General features: G+C 71.8%; 13 protein-coding genes. 9 read left to right on the top strand and 4 right to left on the bottom strand.

Going from position 1 to position 13,433, the window contains the following annotated elements:
* The 5 genes from ABD127_RS06645 to ABD127_RS06625 form a co-directional block, all read left to right on the top strand.
* Positions 1-1,181 (top strand): AMP-binding protein (locus ABD127_RS06645; protein WP_344199008.1); only part of this gene is annotated, 1,181 nt, incomplete at its 5' end.
* A 37-nt stretch (positions 1,182-1,218) separates the two neighbouring features.
* On the top strand, positions 1,219-2,523 hold the full coding sequence (locus ABD127_RS06640) for an ABC transporter substrate-binding protein (RefSeq protein ID WP_344199006.1): 1,305 nt from the start codon (positions 1,219-1,221) through the stop codon (positions 2,521-2,523).
* A complete protein-coding gene (locus ABD127_RS06635) occupies positions 2,523-3,383 on the top strand; it encodes an ABC transporter permease (RefSeq protein ID WP_344199004.1) in 861 nt (286 codons plus the stop codon). The genes ABD127_RS06640 and ABD127_RS06635 overlap by 1 nt, the downstream gene beginning before the upstream one ends.
* A 15-nt stretch (positions 3,384-3,398) precedes the next feature.
* Entirely contained in the window at positions 3,399-4,181 is a 783-nt protein-coding gene (locus ABD127_RS06630) for an ABC transporter ATP-binding protein (protein WP_344199002.1), read from the top strand.
* Positions 4,178-5,047 carry an ABC transporter permease gene (locus ABD127_RS06625; RefSeq protein ID WP_344199000.1) on the top strand — a complete coding sequence of 290 codons (870 nt, stop codon included), beginning with the start codon at positions 4,178-4,180 and terminating at the stop codon, positions 5,045-5,047. Before ABD127_RS06630 ends, ABD127_RS06625 begins: the two co-directional genes overlap by 4 nt.
* A gap of 15 nt (positions 5,048-5,062) precedes the next feature.
* Here the strand turns inward: ABD127_RS06625 and ABD127_RS06620 are convergent, their stop codons facing one another.
* Positions 5,063-5,833 (bottom strand): IclR family transcriptional regulator, encoded by a 771-nt coding sequence (locus ABD127_RS06620; RefSeq protein WP_344198998.1) that lies wholly within the window; start codon positions 5,831-5,833, stop codon positions 5,063-5,065.
* Between the two features lie 9 nt (positions 5,834-5,842).
* Positions 5,843-6,664 carry an enoyl-CoA hydratase-related protein gene (locus ABD127_RS06615; RefSeq protein ID WP_425545788.1) on the bottom strand — a complete coding sequence of 274 codons (822 nt, stop codon included), beginning with the start codon at positions 6,662-6,664 and terminating at the stop codon, positions 5,843-5,845.
* 109 nt (positions 6,665-6,773) lie between these two features.
* Here ABD127_RS06615 and ABD127_RS06610 point away from each other — a divergent pair, with 109 nt between their 5' ends.
* The 4 genes from ABD127_RS06610 to ABD127_RS06595 are packed head-to-tail and all read left to right on the top strand — an operon-like array spanning position 6,774 to position 12,278.
* Positions 6,774-8,831, top strand: coding sequence for a hydantoinase/oxoprolinase family protein (locus ABD127_RS06610; RefSeq protein WP_344198996.1), 2,058 nt, complete (start codon positions 6,774-6,776; stop codon positions 8,829-8,831).
* On the top strand, positions 8,828-10,591 hold the full coding sequence (locus tag ABD127_RS06605) for a hydantoinase B/oxoprolinase family protein (protein ID WP_344198994.1): 1,764 nt from the start codon (positions 8,828-8,830) through the stop codon (positions 10,589-10,591). The genes ABD127_RS06610 and ABD127_RS06605 overlap by 4 nt, the downstream gene beginning before the upstream one ends.
* Positions 10,588-11,880, top strand: coding sequence for an aminotransferase class III-fold pyridoxal phosphate-dependent enzyme (locus ABD127_RS06600; RefSeq protein WP_344198992.1), 1,293 nt, complete (start codon positions 10,588-10,590; stop codon positions 11,878-11,880). The genes ABD127_RS06605 and ABD127_RS06600 overlap by 4 nt, the downstream gene beginning before the upstream one ends.
* Positions 11,877-12,278 carry a RidA family protein gene (locus ABD127_RS06595; protein WP_344198990.1) on the top strand — a complete coding sequence of 134 codons (402 nt, stop codon included), beginning with the start codon at positions 11,877-11,879 and terminating at the stop codon, positions 12,276-12,278. The genes ABD127_RS06600 and ABD127_RS06595 overlap by 4 nt, the downstream gene beginning before the upstream one ends.
* Before the next feature lie 6 nt (positions 12,279-12,284).
* Here the strand turns inward: ABD127_RS06595 and ABD127_RS06590 are convergent, their stop codons facing one another.
* Positions 12,285-12,635, bottom strand: a complete 351-nt coding sequence (locus ABD127_RS06590) for a hypothetical protein (RefSeq protein WP_344198988.1) — start codon at positions 12,633-12,635, stop codon at positions 12,285-12,287.
* A 2-nt stretch (positions 12,636-12,637) separates the two neighbouring features.
* Entirely contained in the window at positions 12,638-13,345 is a 708-nt protein-coding gene (locus ABD127_RS06585) for a DUF4191 domain-containing protein (RefSeq protein ID WP_344198986.1), read from the bottom strand.
* Positions 13,346-13,433: the final 88 nt, after the last annotated feature.

Raw genomic sequence — 13,433 nt, 5'->3', positions numbered from 1 at the left:
ACGCGCTCGCCGGCACCGGCTCGGTGCCCGCGCCGACGACCGCCGCCGGCGTGGGGGAGGGCGACGTGTTCACGATCGGCTTCTCCTCCGGCACGACGGGTGCCCCCAAGGGCTGCCTCATGACGCACGCGAACTACGCCGCCGTGGTGCAGGCCTCGCGCGAGTTCGAGCTCGACGGCGCACCTGCACCGGCGCACCGCCGCGCGACCTTCATCTACCTCCCGCTCGCGCACGCCTCGGCACGGCTCCACCAGCTCGTGACGCTCGCCCTCGGCGGTGAGCTCGTCTACGGCTCGGGCGGCACCGACGAGGTGCTCGCCCAGGTCGCCGAGACGCGCCCCACCTACGTCGCCGGCGTGCCGCGGCTGTTCGAGTCCGCCTGGGTGCGGGCCGGCTCGGATCCCACCGCGCTGCGCGCAGCGTTCGGGGGAGACCTGGCCTACGCGCTCACCGGTGGCGCGCCGATCGCCCCGGAGCTGCTCGCGGCCTACCGCGACGCCGGCATCGTGCTCGTCGAGGGGTACGGCTTGACCGAGACCGCCACGGCCCTGACCCTGAGCGCGCCCCACGACGTCCGGACCGGCAGCGTCGGCCGGGCGCTCGGGTGCGTCGAGCTGCGCATCGCGACCTCCGGCGAGATCCTCGCCCGTGGCGCCAACGTCTTCGCGGGGTACCTCGACGACGAGGCCTCGACGGACGCGGCCTTCGTCGACGGCTGGTTCCGCACCGGCGACCTGGGCCGCCTCGACGACGACGGCTACCTGTACCTGACCGGACGTCTCAAGAACCTGGTCGTGACCTCGACGGGCAAGAACGTCGCTCCCGAGCCGATCGAGAACGCGCTGCGCCTGGCGTGCGGGGTCAGCGACGTCGTCGTGGTCGGCGACCGTCGCCCGTACCTCGTCGCGCTGGTCGCGGCCGCCGACGAGCAGCACGCTGCCCTCGCCGAGGCCGTCCGCCGGATCAACGCGAACGTCTCGCCGCCCGAGCGCATCCGCAAGCTCGTCGTGGTGCCCACGCCGTTCGCCGACCAGGCGGGCCTCGTGACGGCGAGCGGCAAGACTGTGCGCCCGGCCGTGACCGAGCACTGGGCCGACCTGCTCGCCACTGCCTACGCCGACGAGACGCACCCGCGCGTCGTCGACATCGATCGTCCCGCGCACCTGCGTGCTGCGGGCTGAAGTTCCCCCACCCCCACCCCACCCCGAAGGACGTCGCATGAAGCAAGGAATGTTGCAGCGGTTGACGATCGCCGCCTCGACCGTCGTGATCGCCACGACGCTGGCCGCCTGCGGCTCCGAGACGGCCGCCGCTCCCGAGGAGTTCCAGGCGCCGACCGAGCTGGCCGAGCCGGGCACCGACATCCCGGAGGTCTCCGTCGACGCCGGCTTCAGCCCGTACGCCGACGAGCTCCTCATGGTCGCGGGCCTGAACCGTGGCTACTTCGACGAGGTCGGCGTGAGCATCGCGCCCGAGCCGTACGGCATCGACACCGACCTGATCTCGTCGCTGACCCCGCTGCTCAACGGACAGATCGACCTCGGCTCCGGCTACGCGCCGGCGATCGTCTCGCAGCTCGACAACGTCGACACCGTCGTGACCTTCGGCATCCAGGACGTCTTCTACGGCTACCGGATCTTGGCGCCCGAGGGCAAGTACCAGACCCTCGACGACTTCATGAGCGCCGGCGACTCCTACGAGGAGGCCGTCACGAAGGTCCTCGACCAGATGAAGGGTCAGGACGTCGTGCTGCGCGACGGCGTCGTGCCCACCTTCTACAACCTGATCGGCGAGGCCGGCGGTTCGGGCCTCGCGGACTGGAAGGTGCAGTACCTCGCGAACCCGGACATCGTGCGCACCGCGCAGGCCGGCGGCGTCGACTTCGTCTCGCCGACCGGAGCGGTCGAGATCGTCCGGCTCCAGGGCGACGGCTGGGAGCCGCTGATCGACCTGCGCCAGGTCATCGAGAACGAGCCGAAGGAGGCGACCGCCTCGCTGCGCTCGACCTTCTCGGGCTACCTCACGACGCGTGACTACGCCGAGGAGAACTGGGACACGATCCTGCGCGTCACGAGCGTCATGTACCGCCTCATTGACGAGATCGAGGCCGACCCGGAGGCCACGGCAGCCGACTTCGTCGACTACGTCAACAGCTACACCGGCTCGAGCCTGACCGCGGCCGAGCTCGCCCAGACCTTCCAGGGCCTGTACTCGGTGCGCAACTTCGAGGACGCGTCGGAGTTCTACCTCGACCAGGGATCGGACTTCTTCTTCGACGAGGTGGCCGGTGCCCAGATCGACGAGCTCGCCGAGCAGGGCGTCATCGGCGACAACCACGGTCCGGCCAGCCTGAGCATCGCCGGACAGGTCTACGAGGCGCTGGTCCGCTACCGCGAGGAGGCCGACGCGATCCTGGCCGACCTCCCGGACGGTGAGCTGAAGACCGCGGCGCAGGCGCAGTACGACGCTCGCAACTACCTGGACGCCTACCGGATCGCGGCCGCCGCGGCCGAGCAGGGCTGATGACCATCACGTCACCGGCACCGACGCCGATCCCGGCGATCGACACGCACGGCGCGGCCGACCCGCGCCGTGCGCGTCGGCGCCGCGGCGTCAGTGCCGTCGCGTGGCGCCTGCTCGGGATCGTCGGGGCGTTGGGACTCTGGCAGCTCGGCGCCGTGCTGGTCGACTCGCGTGGCGTGCTCCCGGGCCCGGCCATCGTGTTCAGCGAGCTCGGCGCGAGCCTGCTCGACGACCCAGGCCTGCGGTACCTGGGCGTGCAGCACCCCGGCTACCTCTACAACATCGGGTGGACCGTCGGGTTCGCCGTCGTGGCGTGGCTCGTCGGCAGCGCCCTCGGCGCGGCGGTCGGCCTGATCAGCGCGCGGGTCCAGCTCGTGCGCAACGTCTCCGAGCCGCTGCTGTTCGTGTTCGGTGCCGTGCCGGCGCTCGTGCTCGCCCCGTTCTTCCTGGTGTGGTTCGGGCAGGGGTGGGCAGGCAAGGCCGTGCTGGTCGCGTTCTACTCCTTCGTCACGGTGGGCCTCGTCGCGCAGTCGGCGGCGCTGAGCTTTCCCCGGGCGAGCGAGGAGTACGCCGCGACCCTCGGCCTCGACACGCGCTCGCGGTTCCGCCACGTCGTGGTGCCGGGCACGCTGCCGGCGATCCTCGCCGGTCTGCGCATCGCCCTGGCGACCGCCATCGCGGTCCAGGCGACCGTGGAGCTCCTGGGCTCGCAGACCGGAGTCGGCCGACTCATCGCGCTGCGGGCGAACCAGGGCGACGTCGCCGCCGTCCTGGGGCTCTCGCTCGCGCTCGGCCTCTCCGCGATGGCCCTCGACCTGCTCCTGCGGGTCGTCATCCGACGCATCATCCGCTGGCAGTGACCTGAGGAGTACGACATGACCACCACCACCGACCACCCCGCGTTCCACATCGAGGGACTGCGCGTCACGTTCGAGGCCCAGGGTCGTCAGATCACGCCGCTCGACGGTCTGGACCTCGACGTCCCGCGCGGGCAGTTCCTCTGCATCCTCGGACCCTCGGGCCAGGGCAAGAGCACGCTGCTGCGCACCATGGCGGGCCTCCAGGAGGCGAGCGCCGGCACGGTGCTCGCGAGCGGACGACCCGTCACCGGGCCGGACGCCAACCTCGGCATGGTCTTCCAGCAGGACGCGATCCCGATGTGGCTGCGGGTGCGCGACAACATCGCCTTCGGCCCGCGCATGCGCAAGGTGCCGAAGGCGGTCTACGGGCCCCGCGTCGACCACTACCTGACCGAGGTCGGTCTCGGCGGGCGCGAGCGGGCCTGGCCCAAGGAGCTGTCGGGCGGCATGCGCAAGCGGGTCGCGATCGCCGCGGTGTTCGCCAACGATCCCGACGTGCTGCTGATGGACGAGCCGTTCGGGTCCCTCGACTACTTCACGCGCGCTTCCCTGCACGCCTCGTTGCTCGAGCTGTGGCAGGAGACGGGCAAGACGATCGTCTTCGTGACGCACGACGTCGACGAGGCCATCAAGCTCGCCGACCGTGTCGTCGTGGTCACCGAGGGCACCGTCGGGCTCGACGTCACGGTCGACTTCCCGCGACCGCGAGGCGACGAGCTGCGCATGAACCCCGAGGCCGACTCGCTGCGCACGACGCTGCTGCGCGTGCTCGAGAGCCGCGCCGGAGGCGAGCAGTGAGCGCGCCGGCGGTCGCGCCACGGCGCCTGACGCTGCGCACGCGGTCGACGCCGATCAGCATCGTCGTCGGCGTCCTCGTCGCGCTCGTGCTGTGGGAGGCCGTGGCCCAGATCGCCGCGGCCACCACCGCGCAGGGCGATCGTGTCGTGCCGTCGCTGGTCGTCGTGGCGCGCGACGGTCTGCTGGGGATCAGCAACTACTGGTCGGGCGGCTGGGGCGTCGAGGCCACGGCCTCGGGCGGGTCGGAGTCCGTCGCCGGTGCCGTGCTGGCGCTCACGCAGGGCGCCGGCATCACGATCGGCCGCGTCCTGGTCGGCCTGAGCCTCGCGATCGTCATCGGGCTGGCGCTCGGCCTGCTCGTCAGCGCCTCGCGGCCCGTCCGGCTCGCCGTCAGCGGCGTCTCGGAGATGATGCGCATGCTCCCGGCCCTCGCGATGGCGCCGTTGTTCACGCTGTGGTTCGGCGCGACGTCGCGAGCCAGCATCCTGTTCATCGTATTCAGCGTCGCCTTCATCGTGCTGCTCGCGACGGCCAACGCCGTGGCCAACCTCCCGGCGCACCTGGTCGACTACCCGCGCACCCTCGGCCTGTCGGGCTGGCGGCTCTGGACGCGCGTCGTGACCCCGGCGATCCTGCCCGAGCTCCGAGGCTCGCTCGTCTTCGGTGGCCTGGTCGCCTGGACCACGGTGCTGGCGTCGGAGATGTACGGCCTCGGGTCGGGGCTCGGCTACATGCTGAACGACACGCTGCGCTTCTCGCAGGTCGACCGGATGGTCGTCGTCGCGCTCATCTTCTCGGGCCTCGCGCTCGCGACGATGAAGCTGCTGGGTGGCGGGGTGAACCGGCTGACCCGCTGGCGGGAGTGAGGAGTCGTGCCCGGCTCAGCTGCTGAGCGGGAGCCGGGTCCCGATCTCCGCGGCTGCGGCCCGCAGCTCGGTGAGCCAGCCGTGGAGGGTCTCGGCGCTGGTGCGGAAGGCCGGTGCCGAGACGCACAGGGCCGCGCGCAGCTGCCCGCGACCGTCGCGCACGGGGACCGCGATCGCGCGGACGCCCTCGTCGAACTCCTCGTCGGCGACGGCGTACTGCTCGGCGCGCACCTGCTCGATGTGCTCGCGCAGGCGCGTCGGGTCCGTGATCGTGTTCGCCGTGTGCGCCTCGAAGGCGCTACCGGTGAGCAGCGCGTCGAGCTCGTCGTCCGGCAGCCCGCTGATGAGGACCTTGCCGGTGCTCGTCGCGTGCACCGACTCGCTGTCGCCGACCGAGCCCCGGATGCCGATCGGCTGTGGTGTGCCGACCTTCTCGAGGAAGAGCGTGCGGTTCTCGCTGAGCACCGCGAGCTGCACGGTCTCGCCCGTCGCGGCGCTGAGCTCGCGCATCGTCGGACGAGCGGCATCGGCGAGCGAGGCCACGCTGCTGACCTTGTGCGCGAGCTCGAAGACCTTGAACCCGAGCCGGTACCGCTTCGTCGACGGGTCGAACGACACGAAGCTCAGCGAGGCCTCGGTCGCCAGGAGGCGGTGCACCGTGCTGATCGGCAGGCTGACGTCGCGGGCGATCTCGGTGACGCTCGCGCCCTCGGGATGGTTCCCGAGGGCCACGAGGATCGCCAGACCGCGCGCGAGCATGCCCTGCGGCTCGTCGGCAGTGCTCATCAATCTCCCTCAGGCGAAGGTCGAGAAGTCGGCGGGCCGCTTCTCCATGAACGCGGCGGCACCCTCGGCCGCCTCGTCGGTACCGTAGTACAGCTGGCAGGCGTCGTTGGCGAGCTGCGCGATGCCGGTCAGGCCCTCCTCGTCGGCGTTGACGCTCGACTTGAGCATGCGGAGCGCTGCGGGGGAGAGGCTCACGAGGTCGCGGGCCCAGCGCACGCCCTCCTCGAGCAGGTCCGCCACCGGCACGACGTCGTTGACCAGACCCCACGTCAGCGCCCGCTGCGCGTCGATCTGACGGCACAGGAACCACAGCTCCTTGGCGCGCTTGTGCCCGACCTGCTTCGCGAGCAGGTTGATGCCGTAGCCGCCGTCGAAGCTGCCCACGCGCGGTCCGACCTGGCCGAAGCGCGCGTTGTCGGCGGCGATCGAGAGGTCGCAGACCTGGTGCAGCACCTGGCCGCCGCCGATCGCGTATCCCGCGACGAGCGCGATGACGGGCTTCTCGATCCGGCGGATCGCCAGCTGCACGTCGAGCACGCTGGCGGGCGTGACCTCCGAGGCGGCGTCGCTGGGCCCGTCGGTGCGCTCCGAGAGGTCGGCACCGGCGCAGAACGCCTGGTCGCCGGCGCCGCGGAGCAGGACGACCCGGACCGTGCGGTCGTGGCGCGCCCTGCTGATCGCGTGGGCGAGCTCGGCGCTGGTGAGCGGGCGGAACGCGTTGCGGCGCTCGGGTCGCTCGATCGTGATCAGGGCGATGCGGCCCTCGTCGGTCGTGGCGTACGAGATGTCGGTGTAGGTCGCGCTGGGCGTCCACGTCGCGATGTCGGTCACGGGTCCTCCTGGAGGCAGATGAGTTCTTGACGCTCCCGGGTTGGGAACCTACGATCATTCTACAGTACGGATACTCTTTCCATCTAGTGAAAAGAACGGGCGGGCGATTGTGAGACGCATCGGCATTGACGCAGGCGGCACGTTCACCGACGCCGTCCTCTGGGACGAGGAGAGCGGTCTGCTCAGCAGCGCGAAGGTCTCCTCACGCAAGGACGACCCCGCCGGCGCCGTGCTCGCGGCAGCGCAGCGGGTCGTCGAGCTGGGGCCCGACGACGCGAACCACACGCTGCGCGACCTCGTGCACGGCACGACGATCGGCACCAACGTCAGCCTCGAGCGCAACGGTCCGCGCACCGCGCTGCTCACGACCCGCGGGTTCCGCGACGTGCTGGAGATCGGCCGCCTGACCCGCCCGGCCAGCGCGCTGTACGACCTGCTCGACCCGGGTCCGAGCCCGCTCGTGGCGCGTCGCGACCGCTTCGAGGTGCCCGAGCGCCTCGACCGCGACGGCTCCGTGCACGAGACGCTCGACGAGGAGGCCGTCGCCGCGGCGGCCCGGACCCTGGCCGCGCGGGGCATCCCGAGCATCGCCGTGAGCTTCCTGTACTCCCACGTGAACCCCGCGCACGAGCGTCGGGCCCGCGAGATCATCCACGAGCACGCGCCGGGCGTGGAGGTGTCGCTCTCGAGCGACGTCCTGCCGCAGGTGCGCGAGTTCGAGCGCACCGCGACGACGGTCCTGAACGCGTACCTCAAGCCCGTGTGCGCTCCGTACCTCGACGAGCTGACCGGTCGGCTCGCGTCGTGGAACGCCGACATCCGCACGTGGATCATGCAGTCCAACGGTGGCGTCACGTCACCGCGCCGCGCGGCCAGCAGCCCGGTCAACCTCCTGATGTCGGGGCCCAGCGGCGGCGTGGTCGCGGGCCGCCTCATCGCGCAGCAGACCGGCCTGGCCGACACCATCACGGTCGACATGGGCGGCACGAGCTTCGACGTCTGCCTCATCGCCGACGCGACCGTGCCGCTGTCGACCCACAGCACGTCGATGGACCTGCCGGTCAAGGTGCCGACGGTCGACATCGAGACGATCGGCACGGGCGGCGGGAGCGTCGCGCACGTCGACAGCGGCGGCCAGTTCCTCGTCGGACCGGCCAGCGCCGGCGCCCGTCCCGGCCCGGCCGCCTACGGTCGTGGTGGTACCGAGCCCACCGTGACCGATGCCAACGTCGTCCTGGGCGTGCTGCAGGACGGCACCCTCCTCGGCGACGACGTCGTGATCGACCGGTCGGCGGCCCTGGCCGCCTGCGCACGCCTCGGCCTGCGTCTCGGGCTCGACCCGATCGAGACCGCCCTCGGCATCCGACGCATCAGCAACGCGGCGATGGCGGGTGCGGTGCGGGCGGCGACGGTCGGCCGCGGCCACGACCCGCGCCGGTTCGCGCTCAACGCCTTCGGCGGCGCCGGTCCGATGCACGCGACCGACATCGCCGAGGAGCTCGCGATCCCCACGGTCATCGTGCCGCCGGTCGCCGGCGTGCTCTCCGCCGTCGGGCTCGTGGTCTCGGACGTCGTGCACAACCACGGCACGAGCCACGCCGCACCGATGAGTCCGCAGGCCGAGGCGACCGTGGGGCAGATCTTCGCCGACCTCGAGCGTCGGGCCACCGAGCAGCTCACCGACGAGGGAGTCCGTCCGACGTGGCAGACCCTGGTCCGGGCGCTCGACCTGCACTACGCGGGGCAGAACTCGACCATCACGGTGCCCCTGGACGGCGACGACCGTCCGGGCTGGGCCGGTCGCCTCGTCGAGCGCTTCCACCGCATGCACGAGCAGGTCAACGGCTTCCGGGTCGAGACCGAGCCCGTGCACGTCGCGGTCGTCCGCGTGACGGGCGTCGGCCGCACGACGGTCGAGGACCCGGCGCCGCGGTCGTCGGCGACCTCGTCGATCGCGCCGTCGCACGGCACGCGCCTGCTCACGATGGCACCCGGCGACGCGCTCGAGGTCCCGCGCTTCCGCCGCGAGGACCTGCTGCCCGGACAGTTCTTCACCGGCGCTGCGGTCGTCGACTCCGCCGACACGACGGTCGTCGTGCCGCCTCGCTCCCGCACCCGCATCGACGACTTCGGCAACATGCTGATCCACCTGGAGGCTCGTTCATGACCGTCACCGACCAGCAGCCACCGGCCACCGGGGCTGCGCAGCTCGACCCGATCACGTTCTCGGTCGTCGACTCGGGCCTGCGTGCCGCCGTGGCCGAGATGAAGGCCGTCGTCCTGCGCACCGCGTACTCGAACCTCTGGCGCGAGGCGGGCGACCTGTCGTGCGCACTCCTCGACGCGGAGGGCCAGATCGTGGTGCAAGGCGTGGGCGACATCCCGATCCACCTCGGGAGCATGCCGCTCACGATGCGCGGCGTGCTCGACCGCTACCCCGTGGAGTCGATGGAGCCCGGCGACGTGCTCCTGCAGAACGACCCCTACCGCGGCAACAACCACCTGCCCGACTACTTCATGGCCAAGCCGGTCTTCGCCGACGGTCGCGTCGTGGCGTTCACCGCGGTGCGCGGCCACTACGTCGACATCGGCGGTCCGACGCCGGGCAGCTACTACACGCTCGCCCGCGACGTGTACGGCGAGGGCCTGCGGATGCCGCCGGTCAAGCTGTTCCGCCGCGGGGTCGTCGACCAGGACATCCTCGAGATCATCACGTCCAACGTGCGCAACCCGGCCGAGCGCCTGGGCGACATCCGCTCGCAGCACGCCGGGTGCGTCACGGCCGAGCGCCGGCTGCTCGACTACTGCGAGCGCTACGGCACCGACGCGGTCGTGACCGCGATGCGCCAGGTGCTCGACGTCAGCGAGCAGCGCGCCCGCGCCGCGTTCCGCGAGATCCCGGACGGTGAGTACACGTTCACCGACGTCTGCGACGGCGACAGCTTCAGCACCGACCCGATCCAGATCACGGTCCAGGTGACGGTACGCGGCGACGAGATCGCGATCGACTTCGACGGGTCCTCGCCTCAGTCCCGCGGCGGCATGAACAGCCCGCTGGGCGTGACCCACTCGGCAGCCCACTTCGCCGTCAAGGCGCTGACCGAGCCGCACACGCCGTCGAACTCCGGCTCGTACCGTCCGGTGTCGATCTCGGCGCCGCTCGGCACGATCGTCAACCCGCGGTCGCCCGCTCCGGTCGTCGCCGGCAACCACGAGACCTCGGCGCGCATCGCCGACGTCGTGCTGGGTGCTCTCGCGCCGGCCGTCCCTGACCTCGTCCCGGCGGCCGGCACCGGCAGCTCCTCGGTGCTGATCGTGGCGCGCGAGCACGCCGTGGACGACGCGATCATGTACGAGGTGCACGGTGCCGGGCAGGGCGGCAACGTCCAGGTCGACGGCGCGAATGCCCGGCGCACGAGCATCGGCAACACCGGCAACACCCCGGTCGAGCTGCTCGAGGCCACCAACCCGGTGCGGGTCCTGTCCTACGAGCTGCGCACCGACGGTGGCGGCGCCGGTCGCCATCGTGGCGGCACGGGACTGGCCCGACTTGTGGAGTTCACCGAGGACGTCACCGTCACGATCGTGGCCGATCGGGACCAGAGCCGCCCATACGGACTGTGGGGCGGGTCGCCCGGCGCGGCCGCGACGTTCGAGCTGACCCACCCGGACGGGACCACCGAGGTCCTCGGCAGCAAGACACCGCCCCGCAGCGTCGCGGCCGGCTCTCGCCTGCTCTTCGCGTGCGCCGGCGCCGGTGGCTACGGTCCTGCCTCCGAGCGCGACCCCGCCCAGGTGCAGGCCGACCTGGACGACGGGTACGTCAGCACCGACGCCGTCGAGCGGGACTACGGCCTCACGGTGGAGGCTGCCCCGGATCGCCTCGAGGGCGGCCTCGTGGTCGTGGCTGCGGGGACCCCCGCATGACCGCGTTCGTGGGTGCCGGGCTCCACCGGGCCCGCACCACCTCGCCGTTCGTCGGGGGTCAGGGCGTCTGGCTGCACCGGGCCGACGGCACGCGTGTGCTCGACGCGTCGAACACCGGCGGTCCGCTCGGCCACGCACACCCGCTCATGGTCGAGGCGCTGCACGAGGCCGCCTCGTTCCCGGTGGCGAACGAGAGTCGCGACTGGGCCGAGCGCGAGGAGGTCGCTGCCCACCTGGTCGACATCGTCGACGCGGGCGAGGGGTGGGTCGGGGGCGTGCGCTTCGGGCTCAGCGGCAGCGAGGTCAACGACATCGCCTTGAGCCTCGCCCAGGCGGCGACCGGCCGCGCGCCCCTCGTGGCCCGGGAGCGCGCGTACCACGGCCTCGTCGGCCTCTCCCGCGACGTCACGGTGCAGCCGCAGTGGCACGGCGGCCTGTCGAACCTCGACGGTGACGTGCTTCCCCCGCAGACCAGGGCGGACGTCCGGGTCGTCGCCGGGCCCGACGGGACGCGCTGGAGCCGCACCCCGGCCGACCGCCCGAACGGTCTCCTGCCCGGTGAGCTGCAGCGGGCCGTCGACGGTGCCGCAGCGGTCATCGTCGACTACACGCAGGGCGGCCGCTACTACGACCCTGCGTACCAGGACGCCGTCGCGGACGCGGCGAGCGAGGCCGGTGCGTGGTGGATCGCCGACGAGGTCGTGACCGGTCTCGGCCGCTGCGGTCGGGCGATGGCGTTCCACGGATCATCGAGCAGGCCCGACGTCGTCACGCTCGGCAAGCCACTGGCGGGCGGAGCGTCGGCTGCCGGCGCCGTCGTGCTGTCGCGGCGGATCACCGACCTGCTCGAGGACGCGAAGTGGCAGAACTACAGCACCTTCCGCGCCCACCCCGTCACGGTGCACGCGATCGGCGCCCACCTCGCGGCGCTCGAGAAGGAGCAGCTCGTGGAGCGAGCCGCGGCCGCCGGCGACCGCCTGGGCGCCCAGCTGGTCGAGCTCGCGAAGGCCCACCCCTCGGTGGTGCGGGTCGCGGGGGAGGGCCTGCACTGGACCGTCGAGCTCGACGGTCCCGACTGGAAGACCTGGGACTCCACGCTCGACACCTCCGAGATCTCGGACGTCGTCGTCGGGGAGGCCCTGGGCCACGGCGTGGCGATCAGCACCAGCGACGAGCCCTCGTCGCTGTTCCTGGCGCCCGCCCTCATCATCGAGAACGAGGAGCTGGACATGATCGTCGACGCACTGGACGCCGGACTGACCCGGGCCGACGAGCGGCTCGGCCGATGACGCGGCAGCAGGTCGTGCCGCCGTCGATGGCGGCGCTGGTCGAGAACGTGGCGTACTCACCGGCCGTGCGCGTGGGTGACCTCCTGCTCGTCTCGGGGCAGGTGGGGCGCGACCGGGACCTCCGCCCCGTGGTCGGCGACCTCGAGCAGCACGTGCGCGCGGCCTTCGACAACCTGCGGCTCGTCGTCGAGCACGCAGGCGGATCGCTGGCCGACGTCGTGGAGCTCACGACCTACCACGTCGACATCGAGTCCCAGCTGCCCACGTTCATGGCCGTCAAGCGCGAGTACTTCGGCGACCGCGACACGCTGCCGGCCTGGACGGCCGTCGGGATCTCGGCGCTGACCACGCCGGACTACGTCGTGGAGATCCAGGCCACGGCGTACCTGGGCGACTGACCCGGTTCAGTCGATCGGGTTGCGCTCGACGGCGACCGAGCGTCCCTGCGCGTCGAAGCAGAAGCGGGCCGTCCCGCGGTACTGCTCGTCCCTGCTCGGGTCGAGCGTCCGCGCGTAGCGGCACTGGTTGACGTCGAGGGCGGGCTGGCCCCCCTCGTCGACGAAGGCGGCCTCCAGCTTCTCGGACACGATCGCGCCGTCGGCCTCGACGTCGGCGATCGTGAGGTCGTCCTGCGAGATGAGGTCCACGTAGTCCTGCGAGGTCATCTCGCCCGACGCGAGCTCATCGGGCTCGGACGCACCGCAGGCGGCGAGCACCGTGACGGCAAAAGCGAGCACCACCGCCCGTCGGAGCACGGTCAGCCGCGCATCATCTTGCGTGCGGCCTTCATCGAGGTCGGCACGGGGCCACGCGGCATCGGGGCGGCGGGGCGCATCGCGTCGAGCGCCTTGAGCTTGTTGATGACGGAGGTCTGCTCGGCGGGCTTGAGCGCCTTCTTCGTCTTCTGCAGGTGGCGGTTGAGCTTGGGCAGCGGGATCTGCCCCTCCTCGCGACCCACGACGATCTCGAGCACCGGCACCTCGTCGCCGAGGATGCGCTGGTGCTTGCGGCGCTCGGACGCCAGCAGCGACTTCACGCGGTTGGGGTTGCCCTCGCCCACGAGCACGACGCCGGGCTTGCCGACGACGCGGTGCACGATGTCCTGGTTCTTGGTGAACGCGACGACCGGCTTGACGTTCCAGCCACGACGCAGCATCTGCAGTGCGCTCGCGGCGGCACCCGGCTGACCCTCGACCTGGGCGTACGCGGCGCGCTCGGCGCGGCGGCCGAACACGATCAGCGCGGCCAGCGTGCCCGACAGCAGGCCGAAGACGACGGCCAGGACGATGCTGAGCACGCCGTTGCTGATGAAGACCAGGCTCAGCGTGGCCATGATCCCGCCGACGACGAGGAACCAGAGCAGCAGGATCAACCCGATGTTCGGGTCGGAGTTCTTGGTGATGCGGTAGGCCTGACGCATCTGGGCGATGCGACCGGTGGCCGGGGCGGGAGTTCCTGCAGACATGAGGTCAGTCTAGGCCGTGGCCCAGGCAGCGCTCAGCGCGGCCGCAGGTGGAGGTTTCGAGGCTCGCGCCGCAGGCGGCACTCGCACC

The sequence above is a fragment of the Aeromicrobium alkaliterrae genome (genome assembly GCF_039529015.1).
Taxonomy (GTDB): domain Bacteria; phylum Actinomycetota; class Actinomycetes; order Propionibacteriales; family Nocardioidaceae; genus Aeromicrobium; species Aeromicrobium alkaliterrae.
The sequence above is the reverse complement of the archived record's forward strand: the minus strand, read 5'-3'. Positions and strand labels throughout refer to the sequence as shown.